Source organism: Streptomyces sp. 184 (assembly GCF_045781775.1).
GTDB lineage: Bacteria > Actinomycetota > Actinomycetes > Streptomycetales > Streptomycetaceae > Streptomyces.
On record NZ_CP123230.1, the window covers coordinates 3,766,889 to 3,793,248 of the forward strand.

Consider the following 26,360-nt stretch of genomic DNA (forward strand, 5'->3'; position numbering starts at 1 on the left):
GTGGCCACGGCGATGAGGTGGTGTCCGGACGGGGGCGGAACAGAGTGTGTACGTCTTTGCCGGCGCCCGTGTAGCCGGCGTTCGTCAGGGTCGGCAGACGGTCGCGGGCCGCGCCAACGGGGTCCTGGACGCGCTGCTCGACCAGAGGGAGCCTGTGGCGCCTGTGGGCGGGTGACGGTTGCGCCTACTCGTCACCCGCCCTGCCCGTGCCCGTCAGAGGCCGGCCCGGGTCAGGGGACGGGTGGGATGGGGACCGTCGGGCTGATCCCTGCCGAGCCGTTGATCATCTTGGTGGCGGCGCCGGCCAGGCGGAGGTAGAAGTCGGACGAGACCTTGGTGCCGTCGGCGTCCAGCGTGAGGAAGTACTGGTTGGTCGGGATCATCGACGCGTCCGTCGCCGCCGGCGCGATGGCGGTTGCCTCGTCGTACTCGTCGAACATGGCGATGCACGCGGAGTCGGTGCCGCACCGGGCGACCGCCACGGCCTGCTGCCACATGAAGTCCCCGACCCTGCGTGGAATCTCGTTGCGCGGCGTCCCCGGCTTCCAGTTGGACCAGGCGAACCCCGGGTAGATGACCGGCTGGTAGTCCTGCCCGTTGGCGCTGAGCTGGGCGAAGTCGTCGTCGAAGAGCTTCTGGTCGACGTTGCGGTTGCCGACGTTCCACGGCGAGACCATGTCGAGGGCGGCGTAGACCGGAGCGAAGCCGGGCTTGCCGTTCGCGTCGGTGCGCCAGCCGCGCGGCACTCCACCGATGACGTAGCAGCCATGGTCCTTCAGCCAGTTGACGATCTGGAGGCAGCCCTGAAGGGTGCCGGCCCGGTTGGGGACGCCGAGGCCCCACAGCTCGACCACCGGCTTGCCGCCCTCGCGGGCGTACGACGGGGAGTCCGTCAGGTTCAGCGAGCCGGTGATGGTGCCGGTCCAGTCCTCCTGGACCTTGGCGACCAGGTTGTCGTCGGTGAAGCCGCTGATGTCGTACTCGACGTAGAAGCCGCGGCCGTGCTTCTCGGCGGCGTCCCGGGCCTTGCTCTGGATCTCGTTGCGCTGCCGCAGCCGCGGCTGGCCCGTGGCCGAGACGTCGCTGCCGAAGCGCTGGAGGGCGGCTCCGTCGATGCCGTGCTGCTTCATCCAGTCGAAGTGCTGGTCGTCCTGCCGCCGCGACTACCCGTTCCTCGCGAACATCCCCACCGACTCCTGGCTGCCCTGCGTGCGCAACGGCGGCATCTACGCCCTCCCCATGCCCCGCCCGGTCTCCAGCGGCCCCACGTTCACCCGCCTCGACCTCCTCAGGAAGAAGGACCTCGACCCCGACCCGAAGACCTGGCGCGAGTTCTTCCAGCTCTGCAAGGACGCCACCGACCCCGATGCCCACCAGTACGCGCTCGGCGACCCCACCACCACCTGGAACCTGCTGATGCAGATGATGGGGGCGCCCAACTGGTGGCGGGAGGAGAACGGCAGGTTCACGCACTACTACGAGACCGAGGAGTGCGGGCAGGCTCTCGACGCGGGACTCCAGCTCACGAAGGCCGGCGTCATGCACCCGGACGCGTTCAGCGTCGTCGGCAAGTTCAAGGACTGGTTCGGCAACGGGCAGATCGTCATGCACCCCGACGGGCCCGCGGCCTGGAACGACTTCTGCACCGTGTACGGCCCGGTCGCCAAGCACCTGGACATCGGCTACCAGATGCCGCCCGACTGGGACGCGAGCACCCCCGCCGGGCAGTGGCAGGGCCGCGCCAACTACGCCACCCTCATCATCAAGAAGGCCCCCGAGGCGCGCATCAAGCAGATCCTCCGCGCCGTGAACGCCCTCGCCGCCCCCTTCGGCACCGACGGCTACCTGCTGCGCAAGTACGGCGTACGCGGCCCCGGCCACACCCTCGAAGGCACCGACCCGATCCTCACCCCGCAGGGCACGGCCGAGGTCACCCTGCCGACGGGGTTCGCCACGGACTCGCCGTTCACCCTCTACTATCCGCCGAAGCCGGAGATCGTCCCCGTGCAGTACGCCTTCCAGAAGGAAGCCGTCAAGAAGCTGGTCCCCAACCCCGCCGAGGCCCTCTACTCGGCGACGGACTCCGAGATGTCCAAGCTCTTCGGCCTGGGGTTCGAGAGTCTGCGCAAGGGCGTCATGCAGGGCCGGAACTCCCGCGGCGAGTGGGACGATGCGGTCAGGGAGTGGCGCAAGGAGGCGGGCGACAAGATGCGGGCCGAGTACGAGCTGGCATGGGAGACCCGGTACTGATGGGCCGCACCCCCGCAGAGGACCGTGCGCACTGGGAGCGGACCGCGGACGACATGCTGCTCGCCGTCCGGCCGTACGCCACCGGCGAGCACTCCCTGATCGACCTGCCCGGCGTGCCGAGCATCAGCGGGCCGCTGAGCGACGGGCTCGAAGGGTTCGCCCGCACGTTCCTGCTGGCCGCCTTCCGGCTGGCGGGCGCGGCGGGCGCCGACCCGCACGACCTCGCCGGCTGGTACGCGGCCGGCCTGGCCGCCGGCACCGACCCGGACCACCCGCGGCGCTGGCCGGCCTTCGCCGACTGCAACCAGGCCAAGGTCGAGGCCGCGTCGATTGCGCTCGCGCTGCACGAGACGCGCCCCTGGATCTGGGACCGGCTGGCGGCGAAGGTCCAGCAGCGGGTGCTGGACTGGCTGGCCCCGATGGTCGGCGACCCGATGCCGGGCAACAACTGGGTCTGGTTCCAGGGCGTCACCGAGGCGTTCGCCCGTACCGCCGGCGGATCCTGGCGGCAGCAGGACCTCGACCGGACGATCGCGCTCACCGACGGCTGGTACGCGGGCGACGGCTGGTACTCCGACGGCCTCACCGGCGGGGAGCGGCGCAACTTCGACCACTACAACGGGTGGGCGATGCACCTCTACCCGCTGTGGTTCTGCCGCATCCTGGGCGACGCGGCACCGGCCGGGCTGCTCGACCGCTACCGGACCCGACTTCTCCGCTTCCTCGCGGACCAGCGGCTCCTCTACGGCGCCAACGGATCCCCGGTCATCCAGGGCCGCTCGCTGACGTACCGGCACGCCGCGCTCGCCCCGCTGTGGACCGGCGCGCTCTTCGACGCCACGCCGCTCGCGCCCGGAGAGACCCGCGCGATCGCGAACCGCGTGCTCGACCACTTCACTGCGCACGGCGCCACCGGCGAGGACGGCCTGCTCACGCTCGGCTGGCACCGCCCGTACCGCGGCATCCTCCAGGTGTACTCCGGGCCGGCGTCCCCGTACTGGGCGAGCAAGGGCTTCATCGGCCTCGCCCTGCCGCCGGACCACCCGGTGTGGACCGAGCCGGAGGTCCCGCTCGCCGTCGAGCAGGCCGACTTCACCCGCCCGCTGCCCGCCCCCGGGTGGCTCGCCTCCGGCACCGCCGCGGACGGTGTCGTACGGGTCGTCAACCACGGCGGCGACCACGCCGACCCGGTGCGCATGCACGCGGACGACCCCTGCTACGCGCGCTTCGCCTACTCCACCCACACCGCGCCCGAGACACCGCGCGACCCCACGGCGGACACCGGTTCCCGCGCGGACGCCGACCCGCTCGACAACGCGGTGGTGCTCCTCGACGCGGCCGGGCGCGCCTCCCACCGCCGCCCGTCGACCAGGCTCCCCGCCGGCGACACCACCGCCGTCTCGCGCAGCCGGGCCCACTGGCCGGCGGACACCACCTGGGACCCCTTCGGCGGTCCCGACTGCACGTACGCGCTCGGGCCCTGGCTCACCGTGGGCTCGGCGCTGCGCGGCTCCGTCGAGGTGCGGGCCGTGCGCATCGACCCCGGCGCGGTTGACGCCGCCGACGACGGGGCCGCCGCCGGGCACGTGCTGCGTATCGGAGGCTGGGCGCTGGCCGTCGACCCGTCCGCCGCCGCTCCCGAACCCGCCCGGACGGGCCCGGGCACGGCACGGGTGGAGGACGCGGACGGCCTGGTGTCCCTCATCGTCGGCGCCGCGGGGCTCACCCATGCCGCGGCGATCCCGGGCACCGACAGCAACGCCCTCGGCCCCGCCTCCGCCACCCCCGTCGTGCAAACCGCCGGCCCGGCCGCCCACGGCACCGCCCATGTCGCCCTGATCCACCTCGGCGCCGGCGACCCCGCCGCACTGCCCCGTGTCACCACCCGCACCGAGGGGGACACCCTGCTGGCGGACGTGGCCTGGCCCGACGGCCACCACGACACCATCCGCCTGCCCGCACCCCCGGAAAGGCCCCCGGCATGACGTCCCGGCTCCTCGTCTTCACCCGCACCACCGGCTTCCGCCACGAGTCGATCCCCGAGGCGAGGGCCGCCGTGCGCGAGTGGGGAAGCGACCACGGCTTCGCCGTGGATGCCACGGAGGATCCGGCGGCACTGGAGGGCGGGTTGGGGCGGTACGGGGCCGTGCTCTTCCTCTCCACGAGCGGCGAGGTCCTCACCGATCGCGGACGGACCGCTCTCAGGGACTACGTGGAAGGAGGCGGGGGGTTCGTCGGCGTGCACTCCGCGGCCTGCACGGAATACGAGTGGCCCTACTACGGGGAACTGCTCGGCGCCCGCTTCGCCGACCACCCCGCATTCCAGCCGGGCCGCCTGCGCGTGGAGGACAACACCCACGAGGCGACGCGGGCGTTGCCCCCGGTCTGGGTGTTCAGCGACGAGTGGTACAACTTCCGAACCAATCCACGCGCCGCGGTCCGCGTACTCGCCTGCGCGGACGAGGATTCCTACGAAGGCGGCACCATGGGCGCCGACCATCCCCTGGTGTGGTGCCGGAATCAGGGCGCCGGGCGGGTTTTCTACACGGCCCTCGGCCATGCCGCGGAGGCGTACTACGACCCCGCGTTCCGCGCGCACCTGCTCGGCGGCATCGCGTGGTCGTGGAAGGCCGGGCGCCTTCGAAACCGGCCGGTTCTTTCGGCGCCGGCGACACCGAATTCACCCACCGACCGCTGCCGCACCAGCCGCATAACCCGTGCTCGGGATTCGGGTTCGGGGCCCGTCTAGACTTCCGGGACCGACTGACGGAAGGCTGGCGCAATGCGAAGACTGCTCTACGGCATGAACCTGTCCCTGGACGGCTATATCGCCGCGCCCGGCGACGACCTCAGTTGGAGCGCGCCGAGCGACGAGCTGTTCCAGTGGTGGCTCGACCGGGAGCGGGCGATCAGCCTGTTCCTCTACGGGCGCAAGCTGTGGGAGAACATGAGTTCCTACTGGCCGACGGGCGACCAGCAGCCGGGCGCCACCCCGGCGCATATCGAGTTCGCGCAGAACTGGCGGGACACGCCGAAGGTGGTGTTCTCCTCGACACTCGACAAGGTCGACGGGAACGCTCGCCTGGTCACCGGCGACGCGGTTGCGGAGATCACCCGGCTCAAGGCCGAGGACGGTGGGCCGATGCGGGTCGGTGGCGCGGCGATCGCCGGGGCGGCGATGCGGGCCGGGCTGATCGACGAGTACGAGATCGTCACCCATCCGGTTTTGGTGGGTAGCGGCAAACCGTTCTTCACGGCGCTGGGCAGTTGGGCGAACCTGGACCTGGTGGAGACCCGGACGTTGCCCGGCGATGTGGTCGTGACCAGGTACGAGACGAGGCGCTGAACGCGCCGGACGCCACCCTCGTATCCGGGCACGGACATTCCCACGCCGTGACGCGGATCGAATCGCGTAGGAATGCGGTGCGACTGCAATGCGACATCCTGAAAAGCCTGTTCTGCGGTGACCGCGGAAAGCGGTCACGACCGGTCGGAGGTGGCGGCGGGGGCGGGGGCGTTCGGGGTGTTGTCGGCGCGGTGCCGGGCGCGTACCGCGCCGGTGTGCGCGCGGGCCTGCTCGGCGTTCTCGCCGGTGGTGGCGGCGACCTCTCCGGCGCGTACGTGGTGGACCAGTGCCTCCGCCGGGCGCCCGGCGCCGAGCAGCGCCTCGCCGAGGCCGTTGAGTGCCGCCGCCTCGCCGTAGCGCTCCCCGGTGGTGCCGAAGAGCCGCAGCGCTCGCCGGTGGTGGTCGGCGGCGTCCGCGTACCGCTCCTCGGCCAGGTACAGGTCGCCCAGCGCGGTCAGCGCGTACGCCTCGCGGCCCTCGTGCCTCAGCGCGCGGTAGAGGTCGAGCGCCTGGTGCAGGTGCTCGGCGGCGGCCGTGAGGTGCCCCTGCCGCAGTTGGATGCGGCCGAGGAACATCAGCGTGCGGGCGCGGCCGGGGTGGTCGCCGGTGACGGCGTGCAGTGCCAGCGCCCGGCGCTGGTGGGCGGCGGCGCCGGGCAGGTCGCCGCGGCGGAGGCTGACGTTCCCGACGTTCGTCAGCGTGCGGGCCTGGCCGACCTGGTCGCCGACTTCCTCGTAGAGCGCGAGGGCCCGTTCGTGGCAGTCGGCGGCGCCGTCTAGCCGGCCGAGTCGCCAGTGGACGTTGCCGAGGTTCGACAGGGCGCGGGCCAGGCCGGCGAGGTCGCCGGTGCGCTCGTGCAGCGCGATGGCCCGCTTCAGGTACTCCTCGGCGGGCAGGTGCTCGCCGAGCCGCCAGTGGACGGCGCCGAGGCTGGTCAGGGCGTGCGCCTCGCCGGAGACGTCGCCGGTGCGTTGCGCGGCCCGCAGCGCGTGGGTGTGGAAGGAGAGCCCTTCCGCGTGATGGCCGCCGTCGAGGTGGCGGAAGAGCACGGCCGCGATGCGGACCGCGTACTCCGGCAGCGGCCCGGCCGCCGCCGCGGCGCACACCGCGCCCAGCACCGGCAGCTCCGCGGTGAGGCGGTCGCGGGTCTCGGCGGGTTCGCGTGCCGGTGCCGGCGGCAGCGGGCGGGCGCCGGCCGGGCGGTGGTGGCGCTCCGCCGGGTAGAGCTGGTCCATCGCGGCCGTCGCGCCGGCCAGGTAGTGGTCGTAGAGGCGGATACGCGCGAGCCTGCGGTTCTCCTCGGCGTCGTGCCGCCGCGCCATGTCCTCCGCGTACGCGCGCAGCAGGTCGTGCATCGCGAAGCGGCCGGGCCGCGGGGACTGCACGAGGTGCGCGCGACGCAGCGTGTCGAGCAGCCGCGCGGCGTCGTCCTCGGGCGCGTCGAGCAGGGCGGCGGTGGACCGTACGCCGAAGTCGGGGCCGGGGTGCAGGTGCAGCAGCCGGAAGGCGTGCGCGGCTGCGGGCGGCAGGTGCCGGTAGGACCAGGAGAGCACCGACCGCACGGCCGCCCGCGGGTCGCCGCCCGCGTCCAGCAGGTCCAGCCGCCGCCGGTGGTCGCCGAGTTCCGCCACCAGCTCCGCCAGCGCCACCCCCGGGTGCTTGGCGGCCAGCTCCGCCGCCACCCGCAGCGCCAGCGGCAGCCGCGCGCACTGCTCGGCGAGCGCCGCGCAGGCCGCGGGGTCCGCCGGCGCCCTCTCCCCGACGAGCAGCCGGAGCAGCGCGATCGCCTCGCGCCGCGGCAGCGGCCCCAGGGCGAGGCGGCGGGCGCCGTGCAGCGCCACCAGGCCCGCCATGCTGTCCCGGCTGGTGACGAGCACCGCGCAGGACGGCGAGCCGGGCAGCAGGGGGCGTACCTGCTCCACCGACAGCGCGTTGTCCAGCACGACGAGCATCCGCCGCCCGGTGACCTCGGTGCGGAAGCGGGCGGCGCGCTCCTCCGGGTCGAGCGGGATGTGCGCTCCGCCGAGGCCGAGCGCGCGCAGGAAGCCGGTAAGGGCGTCGGCCCAGGGCAGCGGGCTCCGCGGGTCGTAGCCGCGGAGGTTGACGTAGAGCTGGCCGTCGGGGAAGCGGCTGCTCGCGCGGTGTGCCCAGTGCACGGCGAGCGCCGTCTTGCCGGTGCCGGCGGTGCCGGAGACCACCAGGATCGGCAGCGGACCGAGTCCGGCGGACAGCGGCTCGTCGAGCGCGTGCAGTTCGGCACCGCGGCCGGAGAAGCCGTAGACGTCGGCGGGGAGTTGGGACGGCACGGGGCGTGAGGCCGGGGGCGCCGGCCAGACGGGCACGGGCTGCGCCACGGCCGCCTGCCGTTCCGTCGACCGCGGGACCGGGAGTGGCGGCTTCCGGGACTGTGGCGGCCGGACCGGCGAAGACGGCGCCCGGCCCTGCGGACCGCCGCCACCGTGTGCCGTCGCCCGCATCCGCTCGCCCTCCGCGCCGGGCGGCTCCCGCAGCAGCCTCGCGTACGCCGCGGCCAGCTCGGGCCCGGGGCCGACGCCCAACTCGTCGGCGAGCCGGCGGCGGGAGTCGAGGTACGCGGCGAACGCGAGATCGCGCTGCCCCACCGCCTCGTACGCCCGTATCAGACACGCCTGCGCGCCCTCGTCCAGCGGGTGCCGCCCCGCATACTCCACCAGCAGCGGCAGCGCCTCTGCCGCCTTGCCCGACGCGACCATCGCGGCCCCGTACCGGGCGACCGCCGTCCGCCGCTCGCCCGCCAGCGCGACCAGCGCCGGATGCCCTGCGAGGAGCGGGAGGTCCGCCAGCGGCGGCCCGTGCCAGAGCGCGAGCGCCTGGCCCAGCAGCGGGGCCGAGAGCCGGGGCCCGTGCTCGCGCTGCGCCGCCTCGCCCTGCGCCGCGAGCCGGCGGAAGCGCGTGAGGTCGACGCCGTCGCCGTCCGCGCCGCCCGCGGTGGGCACCCGCAGCGCGTACCCCTCACCCACCCGCGGCAGCAGCTCGCTCGCGGTGCGCGCCGGCCGGTCCGGCTCCAGCAGCCGACGTAATCGCTTCACGTACGTCTGGATCAGGTTCGCGGCACTGCGCGGCTGCTCGTCGCCCCACAGGGCCTCGGCCAGTTCACCGCGCGACAGCGGCCGGCCGTCCGCAAGCACCAGCAGCCCGAGCAGCGCCCGCTGCTGCGGGGTGCCGAGGGGGATGCGCACCGCGTCCCGCCACACCTCCAGCGGACCCAGCACCTGCACCCGCATGTCGTACCCCCTCGCTCGCCCCGTGTGCGACCCCCCGCGGCACAGGATTCTCCAGACGCACCATGCCGTCCAGCAGTTCGAAGCCGGGCACGCTCCGGATTGCCGCCGGGGAAAGGGGAGAGCCCGCCCCGGATACGGACCGGGGCGGGCTCGGGGGCTGTGCGGCCGGCTCGGCCGCGGGCGTTGTTCAGGCGGTGTCGAGCTGGACGGCGATGTCGCTGATGGGCAGGGGGAACTGGCCCAGGCCGGTCGTCTCGCCGGTGAGCAGGTTCACGTCGTACAGCGAGTACGCGCCGCCGCCCGCCGGCTGGAGGCTGGCGAACGCGGTGTTCGTCTTCGTCTTGCCGTTGACGAGGTCGGCATAGACGTCCAGGCCCGCGTTCGGGCCGGCGTCGAAGCCGAGCGACCCGGTCGGGGCGAGCGTGCCGTTGTTGGCCGGGGACTGGATGACCACCTGGTCGGTACTGGTGTTGATACCGAACAGGCTGGTGCCGGTCTGGTTGTTGAGGTCGTTGTTCGTGTAGCCGGAAGCGGTCACGCCCCGTGTCGTGCCGCCGGGCGGCGTGGTGAGGACGAGGTCCTCGACGGTGGTGTGGTCGTTCAGGTTGTGCCGGAGGTTCTGGCCGTTGTCGCTGACCACCCGCAGCCGGTCGGCGGCGGGGTTGAAGTCGAAGCCGAAGTTCTTCCCGTACAGCGGGACCTGCAACTGCGAGACCTTGGTGACGACCACGTCCGGCGTCTGCGGCGGAGTGCTGATGGTGTAGATCCCGCCCTGGTCGCCGAGGCCGTACATGGTGCCGTCCTGGATGCGGTGGTCGATACCGAGCAGGGCCGCGTCGCCCTTCAGCCCGGTGATGACCCGGACCCAGTTGAGCACCTCGGGCTGGTCGGTGGTGAAGGTGGCCATGAGCGTGCCGTCGCTGGAGATGCCGAAGCCGCGCGGGCCGGCCGCGCTTGGCGAGGCCGAGTCGCCGGCGGCCGGGGCGGCCACGGCGAGCGCCGCGACGGCGGACAGCGCGGCGACCGCCGCGACGGCTCTCTTCCTGATCCCTATCACTGGCTTTCCCCCTCGTGGTTGGCGAGCGGGCCACAAGCTACGCGGGGGGACTGGACGCCGATTGGACACCGGCTGGCCGTACCGGCGGTACGGGCCGGGGGCTCGGCCGAACCCCAGATCCGATCGCCTTCTGCGCCATTGACACGTCTTCCAACCGTCCCTAGAGTCCGTTCGACTACAAGAACAGAGTTCGAGATTTCGAACAGGCTCACCCAAGCGCGCGTGATCACTGTCAGCACGGACGTATTCGCCTTCCTCCCTCACGGAAAGGACGGACCATGTCCTTATTCCTCAGCAGGCGCCGGCTGTTGCAGGCCGCCGGCGCCGCGGCCGCCGTCTCCGCCGCCGGTCCCGCCTTCGGCGGCTCGGCCGCGGGTGCGGCAAGTGCCCCGGCCCGGGCCGGCATCGGGGTCTCCGCGCACCCCTTCGACCTGGGGCAGGTGCGGCTGACCGCGAGCCGGTGGCTGGACAACCAGAACCGCACGCTGAACTACCTGCGCTTCGTCGACGTCGACCGGCTGCTGTACAACTTCCGGGCCAACCACCGGCTGTCCACCAACGGCGCGGCCTCCAACGGCGGCTGGGACGCGCCGACGTTCCCCTTCCGCACCCATATGCAGGGGCACTTCCTGACGGCGTGGGCCCAGGCGTACGCCGTCACCGGGGACACCACCTGCCGGGACAAGGCCGTGCGCATGGTCGCGGAGCTGGCCGAGTGCCAGGCGAACAACGGCGCCGCCGGGTTCGGCAGCGGATATCTCTGCGGCTTCCCCGAGTCCGACTTCACGGCGCTGGAGAACCGGACGCTGACCAACGGCAACGTGCCGTACTACGTCATCCACAAGACCCTCGCCGGTCTGCTGGACGTGTGGCGCCACCTCGACAGCACGCAGGCCCGCGACGTGCTGCTGGGCCTCGCGGGGTGGGTGGACGCGCGCACCGGCCGGCTGAGCGGCCAGCAGATGCAGGCCATGATGGGGACCGAGTTCGGCGGCATGAACGCCGTGCTCACCGACGTCCACCTACAGACCGGCGACCCGCGGTGGCTCACCGTCGCCCAGCGGTTCGACCACGCCGCGGTGTTCGACCCCCTGGCCGCCGGCCAGGACCGCCTCAACGGGCTGCACGCCAACACCCAGGTGCCCAAGTGGATCGGCGCCGCCCGGGAGTACCAGGCCACCGGGACCACCCGCTACCGGGACATCGCCGCGAACGCCTGGAACATGTGCGTCGACGCGCACACCTACGTCATCGGCGGCAACAGCCAGGCGGAGCACTTCCGCCCCCCGAACGCCATCGCCGGCTACCTCGCCCGGGACACCTGCGAGAGCTGCAACACGTACAACATGCTCACCCTCACCCGGGAGCTGTTCACGCTCGACCCGGACCGCGCCGCGCTGTTCGACTACTACGAGCGGGCCTGGCTGAACCAGATGATCGGCCAGCAGAACCCGGCCGACAGCCACGGCCACATCACCTACTTCACCCCGCTCAACCCCGGCGGCCGGCGCGGCGTGGGCCCGGCGTGGGGCGGCGGCACGTGGAGCACCGACTACGACAGCTTCTGGTGCTGCCAGGGCACGGGCCTGGAGATGCACACCAGGCTGATGGACTCCGTCTACTTCCACGACGACACCACGCTGATCGTGAACCTGTTCGTGCCCTCGGTGCTCGACTGGTCGCAGCGCGGGATCACGGTCACCCAGACCACGTCGTATCCCGTCGGCGACACCACGACGCTGGAGGTCACCGGCAGCGCCGCCGGGACCTGGACGATGCGCGTGCGCATCCCCGGCTGGACCTCCGGGGCCACCCTCAGCGTCAACGGCGCGGTGCAGGACGTCGCCGCCGCCCCCGGCAGCTACGCCACCCTCACCCGCTCCTGGGCCCCGGGCGACACCGTCACCGTCCGCCTGCCCATGCGGGTCGTCATGCGGGGCGCCAACGACGACGCGAACGTCGCCGCCGTCACCTACGGCCCGGTCGTGCTCTCCGGTGACTACGGCAACACCGCGCTCGGCTCCCTTCCTTCGCTGGACACCTCGTCGGTCACCCGTACCGGCAGCGGCTCGCTCGCCTTCACCGCCACGGCCGACGGCGCCACAGTCGACCTGGGCCCCTTCTACGACGCGCACGGCCACAACTACACCGTCTACTGGAACGCCGACGGCGGCGCCGGCGGCACCACCGTCCGGCTCGCCAATGCGAGCAGCGGCCTCGTGCTGGGCATCCAGGACATGTCCACCGCCGACGGCGCCCGCGCCTTGCAGTGGCACGACTCGGGCACCCCGGACCACGACTGGCAGATGGTCACCGACGGCGACGCGGTCCGGTTCCGCAACGCCAACAGCGGCAAGGTGCTCGGAGTCCAGGACATGTCCACGGCCGACGGCGCGACGGTCCTCCAGTGGGCGGACAACGGCACCGCCGACCACCGGTGGACGCTGCTCGACCAGGGAAACGGGACGTACAAGATCCGCAACGTGCACAGCGGCAGGCTGCTCGGCATCCAGAACGACTCCACCGCGGCCGGCGCTTTCGCCGTCCAGGACACGGACGACGGCAGCGCCGACAACAGGTGGCGGATCGTACGCGACGGGAGCACGACACGATGAGGCCGCGGTGCCGGTGGCCGACGAGACCGGCGACCAGAAGCACCGCGAGCCCATGCCACACCGGTCAGCGGGTGTGGACCGTCACGTCCAGGCGGCTCTCGGTCCTCGGCAGGCTGGTGAAGTAGTCGTAGTCGCCTCCCTGGTCGCCGTGGCAGCTCTCGGCGCCGCCCTTGTGTATGCCGTAGGCGACCCGGCCGGCACCGCTGGGCCGGTACCATCCGCCGCCGCTGTCGCCGGGGCAGGCGTCGTGGCCCACGACGCGGATGAAGCCGTTGCCGACGACGCCGTCGACCGTGCCGCAGTCGTTGCCGTCCTCCGGGTTGTGCTGGGCGGACAGGCACACGGTCTGCCCGTTCTGGATGCCGGTCTCGCTCGTCAGCCGGCCGGTCACCGGGTACGGGTCGTCGTGCGCGCCGGGGTTGTAGAGCCAGCCCAGCGACGAGCTCAGCCAGTGCGTGTTCTCGACCCGGGCCCGGGACACGTCGGTTCCGGAGTCATTGTCGAAGACCACCCGGTCGAAGTCCCCGATCGTCCAGTTGCCGTGCTTGAGCCGCTCGTCCTTCCCACCGCAGTGACCCGCGGTGATCGCGAACTTCCGCTTCGGGTGGCCGTTCTCGTACGCGGTGAAACCCAGCGAGCAACCCACGTCGGGGCTCTTCACCGCGATGCCGCCGCGCAGCGGCTTGCTGCACTCGGCACGCGAATCGCAGACTTCGTCGACGATCGGCAGCCCGGACGGATCGGTGGTGCTGCGCGGCTTGATCCGGAAGGTGTCCGGCACCGCCAGGGTGTCGTTGCGAGCGGCCTTGAGGTCGGCGGACGCCAGCCCGGCCACCACCCGGTTCGCCTCCACGTCCACGGCCGCGTCGCCCCGGGCGGCGTCACCCAGCACGGGGTGCTCGCCGGCGCGCGCCCGCTCGGCCTCGGCGGTCAGTTGCGCGTAGCTGTAGTCCACCCGGTGCACCTCGACGTTGATGCCGCGCTCGGCGGCGAGCCCGCCGAAGCGGTCGGCCGCCTCGGCGGTGGTCGCCTGGAGGTGCTGGGTGTCGGCCGCCCCGTCGTACCAGGAGCCGCCGAACGTGTCGGCGTCGTCCTTCGCCAGCCCGCTGATGAGGGCGACCCGCCCGTCCTCGGCCCGGATGCGACGCCACGCCTCCTCGTCGCTCACCCCGGGGAAGCTCTCCTGGAACGCCCGGACGGCACCCGGATGTCCCGCGGTCCGGTCGGCGGCGGCGTCCGCCCCGGCGGTGTCGCCGCTGCCGCCGCCCCAGACGGCCGCGCTGGCCGGCGTCAGATACAGCGTGCCGCCGACGACCGCCACGCCTGCCCACACCGCAAGCGTCGTCCGCCCTGTCCCGCGTCCCCTGGCCATCCCGCCCCTCTCACTTCTTCCCTCTTCCCCTGCTTGTACGGAATGCATAACACGGCTGGTCCTGCGGCGTGGTTGGCGGATCGGCACAGCCGAGGGGGGCCGACCCGGCGGCAGAACCGCGTGCGCGAGACAAGCAACTACCGACAAGACCGGCCAAGTTGCTCATACGGGGCCTAAGGTGGTACGCATGGCAAACTTACCTGAGTTACCGTCGCGGCGCGGTGTCCTGCGCACCGCTGCCGCCGCAGGTGTCACGGGGCTCGCCGCCCTGCCGGGCGCCGCCCGTGCCGACGCCGCCGCGCACGGCAGCCCTCCGCAACTGCCGGGCGGGCTCGTCCCGTACCGTTCGCCGTACGTCAACTGGGCCGGGGAGATCACGCATCACGGGCTGTGGGCCTGCGCGCCGCGCACCGGGCAGGAGGTCGCCGACCTCGCCGACTGGGCTCTCGCCTCCGGCTGGCGGCTGCGCGCCCGGGGCATGTCGCACACCTGGTCTCCGCTGACGATCACCCAGGCCACCGCCTCCGACGCGCGCGTGCTGCTGCTCGACACCACCCGGCACCTGACCCACATGGAGACGGCCGAGCCGCCCCCCGGCGCCCCCGGCGCGGTGCGGGCCCAGACCGGCGTGCTGCTCGACACGCTCATGGGCTTCCTCGCCGACCACGGGCTGGGGGTGACCAACACCCCGGCGCCCGGAGAGCTGACCCTCGGCGGCACGCTCGCCATCGACGCGCACGGCGCCAGCGTCCCCGCCGACGGCGAGGAGGCGCGTCCCGGCCACACGTACGGCAGCCTCAGCAACCTCGTCCTGTCCCTCACCGCCGTGGTGTGGGACGCCGGGCGGGGCGGGTACGTGCTGCGGACGTTCCAGCGCGGGCGGGACGAGGAGTGCGAGGCGCTCGCCGCGCACCTGGGGCGCGCCTTCGTCGTCGAGGTGGTGTTGCAGGCCGGCGAGGAGGCCCCGCTGCGGTGCGTGAGCCGGGTGGACATCAGCGCCGACGAACTGTTCGCCCCGCCGGGCAGCGCCGCCGCGGCGCGCGGTCGCACCCTCGCCGACTTCATGGCCGCCACGGGCCGGGTGGAGGCGATCTGGTTCGCGTTCACCGATCGCCCCTGGCTGAAGGTGTGGAGCCTGAGCCCGCAGCGCCCGCCCACTTCGCGGCGGGTCACAGGGCCGTACAACTACCCCTTCAGCGACCTGCTGCCGACGCCGGTCTCCCGGCTCGCCGGGCGGATGGTCGCCGACGCCGCGTGGTACCTGGCGCCGGAGCTGGGGGCAGCCCAGTACACCGTGGCGGCGACCGGGCTGCTCGCCACCGCCGCGAAGGACCTGTGGGGCGCCTCCCACCACCTGACGTTCTACCTGCGGCCCACCACGCTGCGCGAGACGGCCAACGGCTACGCGTTCCTCACCCGGCGCGCCGACGTCCAGCGCGTCGTCTCCGAGTTCGCCGGCTACTACCGCGAGCGACTGCACGCGTGGGCCGCCGCGGGGCGGTTCCCCGTCAACGGGCAGGTGCAGATCCGGGTCTGCGGCCTGGACCAGCCCCGGGAAGCGGCGGTCGCGGGGGCGGGACCGCCGCTGCTGTCCGTCATCCGCCCGCATCCGGACCACCCCGAATGGGACTGCGCGGTGTGGGTGGACGTCCTGACCCAGCCCACGACGCCGGGCGCGGCGGAGTTCTACCGCGAGCTGGAGCGGTTCTGCCTGCGTACGTTCGACGGACGGTACGCGACCACGCGGGTGGAGTGGTCCAAGGGCTGGGGCTACTCGGACACGGCGGCCTGGGCCGACCAGGAGGTCATCGGCACGGCGGTGCCGGCCTCGTACGGCGACGGCGAGTGGGCGCACGCCGTGCGGATCCTGGACCGGCTCGACCCGCACGGCGTCTTCGGCAACACCTTCCTGGACGGCCTGCTGCGCGCCTGACCGCCTCCGCCCTCCGGGAGGGGGGACCCCGTGCCGACCGGGCCGCCGGGCTCCCGCACGGACACCCGGCCCCGCCCACTTCGCGAGCAGCCTCCGCCGCCCGTACGGACGCCGCCTTTCCGAGGGGGTTTCCGCGACCGGTCCCCGGTGGAATCCATCCGGCGGGACATCCCCGTTGGGAGCGTGAGGTATGGGGCTATGGGCGCGGTTGCGGGCCGCCGAACGGGCCGGCCGGCCGTACGACCCGGAGTTCACCGCGGCCATGGCACGCCGGTGGGACGGGCTGCCGGAGCACGTGAAGACGCCGGGGCAGGTCCTGGGGCGGCACGGCGTCGGCTGCGAGGGCACCCACGGGGTGTTCCCCAGGTGCAATCTGGCCTGCACGCCCTGCTACCACTCCAGGGACGCCAACGCCGTGCGCATCGACGGCGCGCACACCCGCGAGCAGGTCGACGCGCAGCTCCGCCTGCTGCGGCGGATGCGCGGCCCGCGGGCGCACGCCCAGTTGATCGGGGGAGAGGTGAGCCTGCTGCCGCCGGACGACCACGCCGCCTGCCTGGAAATCATGCGCGGGCACGGCCGGGAGCCGATGAGCTTCACCCACGGCGACTTCGACGACGACTACCTGCGGGCGCTGGCGCTCGGCCCGGACGGCAGGCGGCGCTTCGACCGGCTGTCGTTCGCCGTGCACTTCGACAAGTTCATGTACGGGCGCCGCGGCATCGCCCGGCCGCCGAGCGAACGGGCGCTGAACCCGTACCGGAAGCGGTTCGCGCAGATGTTCACGCGGCTGCGCCGTACACACGGGGTCCGGTTCTTCCTGGCCCACAACATGACCGTCACCCCCGGCAACCTGGACGAGGTCGCCGACGTCATCCGCGACGCGCACGCGATGGGCTACGGCATGTTCTCCTTCCAGCCCGCCGCCTTCCTCGGTGACGACCGCCGCTGGAAGGAGCCGTACCGCGAGGCGACGCCGGACGCGGTGTGGGCGGAGATCGAACGCGGCGCGGGCACGACGCTGGACTACCGCGTCTTCGAGCACGGCGACATCCGCTGCAACCGCGCCGCCTACGGCTTCTACGTCGGCGAGCGCTGGTACCCGTACCTCGACGGCTCCGACCCGCGCGACCTGGCCGTCCGCGACGCCTTCTTCCGCCACCTGGGCCGCGTCAGCTTCTCCGGCACCCCGCCCGCGCTGCTCGCCGCCAGACTCGCCCGGATCGCCGCCCGCCACCCGTCACTCGTGGTCACCGCCGGGTGCTGGCTCGCCCGCGCGGTGCGCCGGGTCGGGGCGGGGCGGCTGCTCGCACACCGGCTGCGGGCCCGGTCGGTGTCGTTCATCATGCACACCTTCATCGACGCCGAGCACGTCGCGCCCGCCTGGGAGCTGATGCGGCGCGGCGAGACCAGTGCGGACCCGAAACTGCGCGAGACGCAGGAGCGGCTGGCCGCCTGCCAGTACGCCATGGCCCACCCCGAGGACGGCACGCTGGTGCCGGCGTGCGTCCAGCACGCCGTGCTCGACCCGGCCGAGAACGCCGAACTGCGCACCCTGCTGCCGCTCGTCGAGGTCGGCACCCCCGACACCCCTGGGAGGAACGTATCGTGCGATTCGGCGTGATCACCGGCTCCGGCAGCTATGCCTGGCCGCACCTCGAAGGGGCGGTCCACCACACGGTCCGTACCGAGTACGGCGACGTGCCGGTGACCGAGGGCCGCCTCGCCGGCGCCGAGGTCGTGCAGCTCTCCCGGCACGGGACGGGGCACCGGCGGCTGTCCAACCACGTCGAGCACCGGGCGAACCTCGCCGCACTGCTCGCCCGCGAGGTGCGGGCCGTGGTCTCCTTCACCGTGTGCGGGGCCGTCGACCCCGCAGCCGAGCCCGGCTCGCTGGTGGTCTTCGACGACCTGTACTTCCCGGCCAACCGGCTGCCGGACGGCTCGCCGTGCACCTGGTTCGACACCCCGGGCGCCGCGGGCCGCGGGCACTGGATCTTCGACCGGCCGTTCTCCGAGCCGCTGCGCCGGGCGCTGATCGACGCCGCCGTCGGCGCCGGGACGCCCGTGCGCGACGGCGGCACGTACGGGCACGTCGACGGGCCCCGGTTCAACTCCCGCAGCGAGATATCCGCCCTGGCCGCGGCCGGTGTGACCGCCGTCAGCCAGACCGCGGGCCCGGAGGTGGTGCTGGCCGGCGAGCGCGAACTGCCGCTGGCCCTGGTGGGCTACGTCACCGACTACGCCAACGGCGTCGCCGCCGAGCCCGAGCCGGTCGAGGCGCTGCTTGCCCGGATGGAGGCGAGCACACGGGCCTTCGCCGGCCTGGCAGAACACGCCCTGCCCGGCCTGGAGCCGCCGCCGGCCGCCGGGATCGTCCACCGGTTCGGCGGATGAGCGCGCCCGCCGTGCTGGTGATGGCCAAGGCGCCGCACCCGGGCCGCGTCAAGACGCGCCTGCATCCGCTGCTGACGCCCCGGCGCTGCGCGGCGCTCCAGGCGGAGCTGATCCGCCGCACCACCGCCCTGGCCACCGGGTGCGAGCTGCGCACCCACCTGGCCTACGACCCGCCGGAGGCCCGCACCGAGCTGCGTGCCCTGGTGCCCGCGGGGGTACGCCTGCTGCCCCAGGACGGCAGCCATCTGGGCCGGCGGCTCGCCACCGCCGTACGGGACGTCTTCGCACACGGGTCGGGGCCCCTGCTCGTGGTCGGCACCGACGCGCCCACCCTGACCCCGTGGCACCTGGAGGAGGCGCACGCCGCCCTCGCCGGCGACGCCGACGTGGTCCTGGGACCCGCGCTCGACGGCGGCTACTACCTCATCGGCATGCGACGCCCGCACCTCGGGCTCTTCGGCATCGACCCGGAGTTGTGGGGCGGCGCGCGGGTGCTGGCCGCCACCCTCGACCTGGCCGGCCGGCACCGGCTTCGCGTACGGCTCCTGCCGCGGCTACGGGACCTGGACACCCCCGAGGACGCCGCCGCCCTGCTGGCCGACCCCGGGCTGCCCGCCGGCGTCGCCGCCCTGCTGCGCCCGACGGAGGCGCCGTGACCCGACCGCCCGCCGTCTCCATCGTCATGCCGGTGCTCGACGAGGCCGCCACCGTCGAAGGCGCCCTGGCCCGGCTGCGCCGCGACTTCCCCGACTGCGAGCTGATCGTCGTCGACGGCGGCAGCGGCGACGGCACCGCCCGCCTCGCCGCCGCGTACGCCACCGTGGTCCACAGCGCGCGCGGCCGCGCCGTCCAGATGAACACCGGCGCCCGCCACGCGACCGGCGAGGTGCTGTGGTTCGTCCACGCCGACACCGCGATCCACCCCGGGGCGCTGGGCCAGATCCGTACCGCACTCGCCGACCCCGCCGTCGTCGGCGGCGGGCTCACCCTGCGCTTCGACCGCCGCAGCCCGGGCCTGCGGTACCTCGCCCGGTCCTCCAACGCCCGCGCCCGCCGCCTGCACCACATCTTCGGCGACCAGGCGATGTTCGTCCGCCGCAGTGCCTTCGACGCGCTCGGCGGCTTCCCGGACCTGGCCATCATGGAGGACCTGGAGCTGTCGCGGCGGCTGCACCGGCGCGGGAAGCTGGCCGTCCTCCCGGCCACCTCCACCGCCTCAGCACGCCGCTTCACCGAGCACGGCACCTGGCGGATGATCGTCTTCATGCAGTACCTCAAGGTGCTGTACTTCGCCGGCGTCGACTCCGAGCGCATCCGCCGCCGCTACGCCCGCGGCCCGCGGCTGCCGCACCGCCGGCCCACCGCCCCCTGACCCTCCGCCCCCGGGAGTTCCCATGCGCATCGCCGTCTGCGGCGGCCCGTACGGCAATCCGTACGCCCTGGCCGCCTTCGTCCGCGACGCCCGCGCCCGCGGCGCCGAGCGGCTGTTCTGCCTGGGCGACCTCGGCGGCTTCGGCCCCGGGGTCGACGCCCTCCGCCCGATCCTCACCGCCGCGGGCGTCGAGTGCATCGCGGGCAACTACGACGTGGCCATCGCCCGCGGCGACACGGACTGCGGCTGCGGCTACCGCGACGCGAAGGACAACGAGTACGCCCAGCTCATCTACGACCACACCCTGGCCACCACCGACCGCGATTTCGCCGCCTGGATGGGCAGGCTGCCCACCGAGCGACGGGAACGGATCGGCGGTCTCGACGTCCACATGGTGCACGGCTCCCCCCTCGCCCTGAACGACTTCTGGTGGGAGTCCCTGCCCGAGGACGCCCACCGGCAGCGGGCCGGCGCCAGCGGGGCAGACGTGGTGCTGTGCACCCACAGCGGCCTGCCCTGGCAGCGCCGCGTCGGCGGCGCCGCCGGCAGCCTCGTCGTCAACGTGGGCGTCATCGGCAAGCCCGCCAACGACGGCCGCCGCGAGGTCTGGTACGCGCTGCTCGACCTGGCGGGCGGCCGGGCGAGCGCCGAGCTGGTACCGCTGGCGTACGACTGGCGGGCACAGGCCGCCTCCATGCGCGCCGCCGGACTGCCGGAGCCCTTCGCCGAGACCATCGAGACCGGCTGGTGGACCACCTGCCTGGAGATCCTGCCGCCGGCCGAGCGCGCCCGCGGGCGTTACCACCTCTACCGCAGCAGCCTGCCCAGCGGCTTCACCCCGGCCGGCGACGGCTGGGGAAGCGGCGCCGCGGGGGAGCAGGACGGCGACGACCGCCCGGTCGTACCGCTCTTCGGCAGCGCGTACTTCCCCACCCGGCTGTGGCTCTACACCAACTTCCACTGCAACCTGGCCTGCGACTACTGCGCCGTCGCCTCCTCCCCGTCGGCCGACCCGCGCACCCTGGACGCCGCCGCCGTGCGCGACCTGGTGGACGAGGCCGCCGAGGAGGGCTTCACCGAGCTGTACGTCACCGGAGGCGAGCCCTTCCTCCACCCCGACATCGTCCACCTGCTCGACCACGCCTGCGGCCGGCTGCCCACCGTCGTCATGACCAACGCCATGCTGCTGCGCGGCCGCCGCGCCCGCGGTCTCGCGCAGCTCGCCGGCCGCAAGCTCACCGTCCAGACCTCCCTGGACGGCGCCACCCCCGAAGCCCACGACGCCCACCGCGGCCCCGGCTCCTGGGCCCGCACCATGGACGGCCTGCGCCACCTGATCGACATCGGCCTGCCCCCGCGCGTCGCGCTCACCGAAACCCCGGAGAACGCCCACGAGATCCCCGCCGTCGCCGACCTCCTCGCCGGACTCGGCCTGCCGGCCGGCCACTTCGCCGTACGCCCCCTGCTGCACCGCGGGGCCGCCGAGACCGGCCTGGCCATCGGCCCCGACTCCTCCATCCCCGAACTCACCGCCTCCGCCGAGGGACTGCACTGGCACCCCGCCGGCGCCGACGCGGCCACCAGCCCCGACATGCACCTGGCCCCCGCAGGCACCCCGCTGGAGCGGGGCAAGCAACTGGTCACCGAGCGGTTCTTCGCCGCCCGCCAGCACGACGGCAGCCTGCCCCGCCCCGTCAACTGCGCCATCTGACCGTGCCGACCGACCGAAGGAGAGCCCCCTTGGCCACCTCATCCGGGCATGTCGCCGTCCTCGGGGCGGGCCCCGTCGGCCTCGACGCCGCGCTGGCCGCCACCGACGCCGGACTGCCCGTCACCGTCTACGAAGCCGGCCCCGCGGTCGGCTTCCACGTACGGTCCTGGGGCCATGTCCGCCTCTTCACCCCCTGGCGGCTCAACGCCTCCGCCCGCATGCGCTCCCACCTGGCCCGCGCCGGACACGAGCCGCCCGACGGCGCCGCGTACCCCACCGGCAAGGACCTCGCCGACCGCCTGCTGCGTCCCCTGGCCGCCCTGCCCGCCCTCGCGGGCCGCATCCGCCTCGGTCACCGCGTCGCCGCCGTGGCCCGCGCAAGCCTGCTCAAGCACGAGCACATCGGCACCCGCACGCGCGCCGCCGCACCCTTCCGTCTCCTCGTCGACGGCCCGGACGGCGAGTACGAGGACCGAGCCGGCCTCGTCCTCGACTGCACCGGCACCTACGCCACGCCGAACTCCCTCGGTGACGGCGGCATCGCCGCTCCGGGGGAGCGCGCGCTGGCCCACCGCATCACCCGCACCCTGCCGCCCCTGCACGCGGAGCCGGGCCGCTGGGCGGGCACCGTGCTGCTCGTCGGCGCCGGCAAGTCCGCCCAGACCGCCGCCCGCGGCCTCGCCGAACTCCCCGGCACCCGGCTGGAGTGGCTCGTACGCGACCGCGATCCCGACTGGGGCGAGGTGCCGGACGACTCCCTGCCCGAGCGGCAGCGCCTCGTGTCGGTCTCCCGCGACCTGGCCGCCGGCGGCCACGAGCGCGTCACCGTACGGACCGGCGCCCGCGTCACCGCCCTCGCCGCGCGGGCCGACGGTCGCGTCCGCGCCGCCGTCACCACCCCCGCAGGCCCGCACGAGGTCGTCGCCGACCACGTCCTCGCACTCACCGGCTACGCCGCGGACCCCGCCCTGTACCGGCAGTTGCAGATCCACGAGTGCTACGCCACCGGCGCCCCGATGAACGTGTCGGCCGCCCTGCTCGGATCGGCCGGCGGAGACTGCCTCGCCCAGCCGGCCGTTGGCCTGGAGACCCTGCGCAACCCCGAACCGGGCTTCTACATCCTGGGCGCCAAGTCCTACGGCCGGTTGAACACCTTCCTGCTGCGCAGCGGCTACGGCCAGGTCGACGAGGTCGCCGGCGCATGGGCGGCGGCCGAAGAGCCGCTGGCGGCGCTGCGCGAGTCCTGACGCCGGCGGCGACGGGATCCCGCCGTGCGCGTATCGCCACGACCGTCCCGGCCGCGGCGGCGCGAACGGCGCCGCACTGCCGGGCGGCGCGTAGCCGGGGTCACCGTCCGAGCCGCCTGCGCAGCGCCAGCAGCGCGCCGGTCGCCCCCCTGGCCCGGGCCAGGCGGCCGTAGACGTCGGCGAGGGCGGCGTGCCAGGGGCCGTCGGCGTACGTGGGGTAGGGGTGGACGGTCCTGGCGTAGTCCGAGGCCGTCCAGCCGAGCCGGACGCCGGCAGCGAGGTGGGCGATGGTCTCCCCGGCGCGCGGCGCGACGACCGTGGCGCCGACGATGCGGCCGCGCGGGCCGAGCACGAGGGTGGTGAAGCCGTCGGTGCGGCCCTCGGTGACGGCGCGGTCGAGCCGGTCGTGGGCCAGGGTGTGCACACGTACGGCGTCGCCGTGCTCGGCCCGTGCCTCCGCCGCGGTGCGGCCGACACGGGCCACCTCGGGGTCGGTGAAGGTCACGCGGGGCACCGCCGCGCCGTCGATGCGGCGGCGTACGCCCAGGAGCGCGTCGGTGACGGCGGCGCCGCCCTGCGTGCCGCCGAGGTGGGTGGAGGCGGAGCGGCCGGTGACGTCCCCGGCCGCGTAGATGCGCGGATTGCCGGTGCGCAGCCGGTCGTTCACCCGGACGTCGCCGCGGTCGGTGAGCTGTACCCCCGCACTCGCCAGGCCGAGGCCGGCCGTGTTGGCGCGGCGGCCCGTGACCGCGAGGAGGGCGTCGTAGGCCAGCGGACCGCCCGGGCCGTGCACCGCGCCGCCGGTGACCTTCTCGGCGTGACATCCCGTCAGGACGGTGGCGCCGTCCGCCTCCAGCGCCCGCCGTACCGCGGCGGAGGCGTCCGGCTCCTCGTCCGGAAGCAGCCGCTCCCTCGCCTCCACGACCGTCACCCGCGCCCCCAGGCGGGCGAGGGCCTGGCCGAGTTCGCAGCCGGCCGGCCCGCCGCCCAGCACCACGAGCCGGTCGGGCAGCCGATCGAGGTCCCACACGGAGTCGCTGGTCAGGGGGCCGGCCTCGGCCAGGCCCGGAACGGGCGCCAGGGCGGGGGAGGAGCCGGTGGCGATCACCGCGTAGCGGAAGGCGACGTCCCGGCCCGCCACGGTCAGGGTGCGGCGGCCGGTGAAGACGGCCCGGCCATGGGCCACTTCCACACCGAGCGGACGCAGCGACTCGGGCGAGTCGTGCGGCTCGATCGCCGCGATCGCCCCCCGCACGTGGCGCATGGCCGCGGCGAGGTCGACGGCGCCGGACGCGGCGGCGAGACCGTAGCGGCCGACGCGGCGCGCGGTCGCGACCTCCGCGGCCACGCGCAGCAGCGCCTTGCTGGGCACGCATCCCGTCCACAGGCAGTCCCCGCCCAGCCGGTCGCCCTCGACCAGCAGGGTGCGGGCGCCGAAGCGGCCGGCGGTGCGGGCTGCGGTGAGTCCGGCGCTGCCGCCGCCGATGACCACCATGTCGTATGCGCTCATGGTGCAGTATTGCTCCTCGGGTGTGACAGAGCCGACACCGTGCGTGGATGGCCCGCCGCGGCGGTGCCGGGGTCGGGCCGGGGCGATCGACGGGAGCACGGAGGAGTCGCGGATGGACGAGGACGAGTGGCAGCGCTACGTCACCGCCTACCACGACGCCCGTCCCGGCATCACCGAGCGGCTCTTCGCGCTGGCCGAGACGTCCCCGTACGCCTGGCTGGCCGAACCGCTGCACGCCCACCCGGGCCCGGTACTGGACCTGGCCTGCGGCTCGGCGCCCACGCGCGACATGCTGCCGGACACCGGCTGGATCGGCATCGACGGCTCCCGCGGTGAACTCGACGAGGCGGCCCGCCGGGGACGCACGCCGCTGGTGCGGGCGAACGCGGACGCCCTGCCGGTGCGCACCGGGAGCATCGGCGCGGTGTGCGCGGCGATGTGCCTCCAGGCGGTGACCCCCTTGCCGCGGGTGCTCGGCGAGATCCGCCGGGTGCTGCGCCCGGGCGGGCGGTGCGCGGCTCTCGTGCCCGCCTCCTCGGGCCTGTCGGCGCGCGGCGCGGCCGGCTGGGTCCGGGTCATGGGCGCGCTGCGGGCGGTGCACCAGCCGTGGCCCAACCCGGACGCCCGCGACGGCCTCGCCGGGCTGCTGCGGCGCGCGGGCTTTCGCGTACGCTCCGACGAACGGCACGTCTTCACGCTCGCGATCGAGACGCCTCGGGCAGCCGCCCTGCTGGCCGACGGGCTCTACCTCCCGGGTCTGACCGCGCGGCGGGCGGAATCCGCACGGCGGTCGCTCGCCCGCTGGGCGCGCCCCGGCCGCCGGCTGCAACTGCCGCTGCGCCGCGTCGTGGCAGAGTACCCGGCCGCGTACCCCGGGCGGGACGGCGTATGAACACCGACGACGGCCGGACGCCGCCCGCGCCGCCGGCGGAGGCCGGCCCCGACTCCTCGCGCGGCGCCCTGGTCAAGCTGCTCGTCCTGGTCGCGCTGCTGGCCGGGACGGGCTGCTGGATCGTCCTGGGCGGGGCCGAGTTGCTTCAGGACGTACGCCGCTGGGTGGACGGCCTCGGCGTGTGGGGGCCGCTGGTCTTCGTCCTCTGCTACGCCCTGGCCGTGACCGCGCTGCTGCCCGGTTCCGTGCTGACGGCCTCCGCGGGGGCGCTGTTCGGCCTGACGGTGGGCGTGGTGGTCGTGATGGCGGGAGCCACCGCGGGCGCGGTGATCTCGTTCGGTCTCGCACGCTGGCTGGGCCGGCCGGCGGTCGCCCGGTACACCGGCTCGGGGCGGCTGGCCCGGCTGGACGTCTACCTCGCCCGCCGCGGCTTCGTGGCCGTGCTGCTGCTGCGCCTGGTGGCGCTCTTCCCCTTCGCCGCCGTCAACTACGGCGCGGGGGTGGCCGGGGTGCGGTTCGCGCCCTACGTGGCGGCCACCGCGCTGGGCATCCTGCCGGCCACGATCGTCTACACGGGCCTCGGCGGGGCGCTGGGCGACACGGACTCCCCGCTGCTGTGGCTCGCGCCGGCGGGTCTGCTGGTGCTGAGCGCCGGCGGCTGGTGGGCGACGAAGCTGCTGCGCGACCGTACCGCAGACGTCAGCGAAGCAGCCGATAGCCGGTGACGACGCGGTGGGCGGCGGTGACGGCCACGACGGCCGCCCACGCCCACGCGACGGCATGGGCGTGGCCGGGCAGCAGGCACCACAGGGTGTGGACCGCGATGGTCTCGCCGCCCTCGGCCATTCCGCCGAGGAAGTTCAGTGAGCGACCCCGGGAGAGCCGGTCGTCCGTCCGCTGCCGCCCGGTGCGCTCGGCGATGGAGGAGAAGGCGAGGAAGACCGTGCCGTTGACGTAGTAGGCGAGCAGCACCAGCAGGAACGGCAGCGCGCTGCCGCCCGCGCCGACCGCGACGCCGACGACGAACGCCCCGTAGCACAGGAAGTCGGCCGCGATGTCGAGGAATCCGCCCGCCCCGCCGGTGGCGGTGCCGCGGTGCCGGGCGAGCGGGCCGTCCAGACCGTCGGCCAGCCGGGAGGCCAGCCACAGCACGGCGGCCGTCGCCCACCAGCCGCCCGCCGCCGCCCCGGCGCCCGCCAGGCCCAGGCCGGCGCCGAGCGCGGTGAGCCGGTTCGGCGTGACCGCCGGGTGGTCCAGCCGGGCGGCGAGTCGGCCCATCGGGCCGGCCAGCACCGCCCGCGCCTGCGCGTCCAGCATCAGGTGTCCCTTCCCTGTTCCGCGGCGCGCCGTGCCCACCCTCAGAGGGGGAAGTCCCCGGGCCCGCCGTCGTGTTCC

Annotated in this window: 20 protein-coding genes; 14 read left to right on the forward strand and 6 right to left on the reverse strand. The window is 74.2% G+C overall.

Annotated elements, in window-relative coordinates; translation table 11 throughout:
- Positions 1 to 230: 230 nt before the first annotated feature.
- Complete coding sequence (locus QBL21_RS15765) at positions 231 to 1,130, reverse strand: glycoside hydrolase family 71/99-like protein (RefSeq protein WP_407562815.1); 900 nt, start codon at positions 1,128 to 1,130, stop codon at positions 231 to 233.
- Between QBL21_RS15765 and QBL21_RS15770 the strand changes: the two genes are divergently transcribed.
- From QBL21_RS15770 to QBL21_RS15785, 4 genes are read left to right on the forward strand one after another with little or no spacing between them, the layout of a single operon-like run.
- On the forward strand, positions 1,114 to 2,250 hold the full coding sequence (locus tag QBL21_RS15770) for an extracellular solute-binding protein (protein WP_407562816.1): 1,137 nt from the start codon (positions 1,114 to 1,116) through the stop codon (positions 2,248 to 2,250). The genes QBL21_RS15765 and QBL21_RS15770 overlap by 17 nt on opposite strands.
- On the forward strand, positions 2,232 to 4,235 hold the full coding sequence (locus tag QBL21_RS15775; RefSeq protein WP_407562817.1) for a DUF2264 domain-containing protein: 2,004 nt from the start codon (positions 2,232 to 2,234) through the stop codon (positions 4,233 to 4,235). Before QBL21_RS15770 ends, QBL21_RS15775 begins: the two co-directional genes overlap by 19 nt.
- A complete protein-coding gene (locus tag QBL21_RS15780; RefSeq protein ID WP_407562818.1) occupies positions 4,232 to 4,999 on the forward strand; it encodes a ThuA domain-containing protein in 768 nt (255 codons plus the stop codon). The genes QBL21_RS15775 and QBL21_RS15780 overlap by 4 nt, the downstream gene beginning before the upstream one ends.
- 33 nt (positions 5,000 to 5,032) lie before the next feature.
- Positions 5,033 to 5,596 (forward strand): dihydrofolate reductase family protein, encoded by a 564-nt coding sequence (locus QBL21_RS15785; protein WP_407562819.1) that lies wholly within the window; start codon positions 5,033 to 5,035, stop codon positions 5,594 to 5,596.
- A 134-nt stretch (positions 5,597 to 5,730) separates the two neighbouring features.
- Here the strand turns inward: QBL21_RS15785 and QBL21_RS15790 are convergent, their stop codons facing one another.
- Together QBL21_RS15790 and QBL21_RS15795 are read right to left on the reverse strand one after the other, a co-directional pair.
- The gene (locus QBL21_RS15790) at positions 5,731 to 8,859 is read right to left on the reverse strand and encodes an AfsR/SARP family transcriptional regulator (protein WP_407562820.1); all 3,129 of its coding nucleotides are present in this window, start codon (positions 8,857 to 8,859) and stop codon (positions 5,731 to 5,733) included.
- Positions 8,860 to 9,046: 187 nt separating this feature from the next.
- The gene (locus QBL21_RS15795; RefSeq protein ID WP_407566446.1) at positions 9,047 to 9,874 is read right to left on the reverse strand and encodes a DUF4394 domain-containing protein; all 828 of its coding nucleotides are present in this window, start codon (positions 9,872 to 9,874) and stop codon (positions 9,047 to 9,049) included.
- 320 nt (positions 9,875 to 10,194) lie between these two features.
- Between QBL21_RS15795 and QBL21_RS15800 the strand changes: the two genes are divergently transcribed.
- Positions 10,195 to 12,531 carry a beta-L-arabinofuranosidase domain-containing protein gene (locus tag QBL21_RS15800; protein ID WP_407562821.1) on the forward strand — a complete coding sequence of 779 codons (2,337 nt, stop codon included), beginning with the start codon at positions 10,195 to 10,197 and terminating at the stop codon, positions 12,529 to 12,531.
- Positions 12,532 to 12,595: 64 nt separating this feature from the next.
- Here QBL21_RS15800 and QBL21_RS15805 read toward each other — a convergent pair whose 3' ends face one another.
- Positions 12,596 to 13,903, reverse strand: coding sequence for a hypothetical protein (locus QBL21_RS15805; protein ID WP_407562822.1), 1,308 nt, complete (start codon positions 13,901 to 13,903; stop codon positions 12,596 to 12,598).
- Between the two features lie 187 nt (positions 13,904 to 14,090).
- Here QBL21_RS15805 and QBL21_RS15810 point away from each other — a divergent pair, with 187 nt between their 5' ends.
- From QBL21_RS15810 to QBL21_RS15840, 7 genes are all read left to right on the forward strand, one after another.
- Entirely contained in the window at positions 14,091 to 15,836 is a 1,746-nt protein-coding gene (locus QBL21_RS15810) for a cholesterol oxidase substrate-binding domain-containing protein (protein ID WP_407562823.1), read from the forward strand.
- Positions 15,837 to 16,026: 190 nt separating this feature from the next.
- Entirely contained in the window at positions 16,027 to 17,460 is a 1,434-nt protein-coding gene (locus QBL21_RS15815; protein ID WP_407562824.1) for a radical SAM protein, read from the forward strand.
- Positions 17,445 to 18,233, forward strand: a complete 789-nt coding sequence (locus QBL21_RS15820) for an MTAP family purine nucleoside phosphorylase (protein ID WP_407562825.1) — start codon at positions 17,445 to 17,447, stop codon at positions 18,231 to 18,233. The genes QBL21_RS15815 and QBL21_RS15820 overlap by 16 nt, the downstream gene beginning before the upstream one ends.
- Positions 18,230 to 18,889 carry a TIGR04282 family arsenosugar biosynthesis glycosyltransferase gene (locus QBL21_RS15825; RefSeq protein WP_407562826.1) on the forward strand — a complete coding sequence of 220 codons (660 nt, stop codon included), beginning with the start codon at positions 18,230 to 18,232 and terminating at the stop codon, positions 18,887 to 18,889. The genes QBL21_RS15820 and QBL21_RS15825 overlap by 4 nt, the downstream gene beginning before the upstream one ends.
- On the forward strand, positions 18,886 to 19,605 hold the full coding sequence (locus QBL21_RS15830) for a TIGR04283 family arsenosugar biosynthesis glycosyltransferase (protein WP_407562827.1): 720 nt from the start codon (positions 18,886 to 18,888) through the stop codon (positions 19,603 to 19,605). Before QBL21_RS15825 ends, QBL21_RS15830 begins: the two co-directional genes overlap by 4 nt.
- Before the next feature lie 22 nt (positions 19,606 to 19,627).
- Positions 19,628 to 21,316, forward strand: a complete 1,689-nt coding sequence (locus tag QBL21_RS15835) for a radical SAM protein (protein WP_407562828.1) — start codon at positions 19,628 to 19,630, stop codon at positions 21,314 to 21,316.
- A 29-nt stretch (positions 21,317 to 21,345) separates the two neighbouring features.
- Positions 21,346 to 22,563, forward strand: coding sequence for an NAD(P)-binding protein (locus tag QBL21_RS15840; protein WP_407562829.1), 1,218 nt, complete (start codon positions 21,346 to 21,348; stop codon positions 22,561 to 22,563).
- A gap of 100 nt (positions 22,564 to 22,663) precedes the next feature.
- Here the strand turns inward: QBL21_RS15840 and QBL21_RS15845 are convergent, their stop codons facing one another.
- Positions 22,664 to 24,073, reverse strand: coding sequence for a dihydrolipoyl dehydrogenase family protein (locus tag QBL21_RS15845; RefSeq protein WP_407562830.1), 1,410 nt, complete (start codon positions 24,071 to 24,073; stop codon positions 22,664 to 22,666).
- Between the two features lie 112 nt (positions 24,074 to 24,185).
- Here QBL21_RS15845 and QBL21_RS15850 point away from each other — a divergent pair, with 112 nt between their 5' ends.
- Both QBL21_RS15850 and QBL21_RS15855 read left to right on the forward strand, forming a co-directional pair.
- Positions 24,186 to 24,965: a class I SAM-dependent methyltransferase gene (locus QBL21_RS15850; protein ID WP_407562831.1), complete on the forward strand. Its 780-nt coding sequence runs from the start codon at positions 24,186 to 24,188 to the stop codon at positions 24,963 to 24,965.
- Entirely contained in the window at positions 24,962 to 25,690 is a 729-nt protein-coding gene (locus tag QBL21_RS15855) for a TVP38/TMEM64 family protein (RefSeq protein ID WP_407562832.1), read from the forward strand. The genes QBL21_RS15850 and QBL21_RS15855 overlap by 4 nt, the downstream gene beginning before the upstream one ends.
- Here the strand turns inward: QBL21_RS15855 and QBL21_RS15860 are convergent.
- The gene (locus QBL21_RS15860; RefSeq protein WP_407562833.1) at positions 25,665 to 26,282 is read right to left on the reverse strand and encodes a CDP-alcohol phosphatidyltransferase family protein; all 618 of its coding nucleotides are present in this window, start codon (positions 26,280 to 26,282) and stop codon (positions 25,665 to 25,667) included. The two genes, QBL21_RS15855 and QBL21_RS15860, sit on opposite strands and share 26 nt — an antisense overlap.
- Positions 26,283 to 26,360 lie beyond the last annotated feature (78 nt).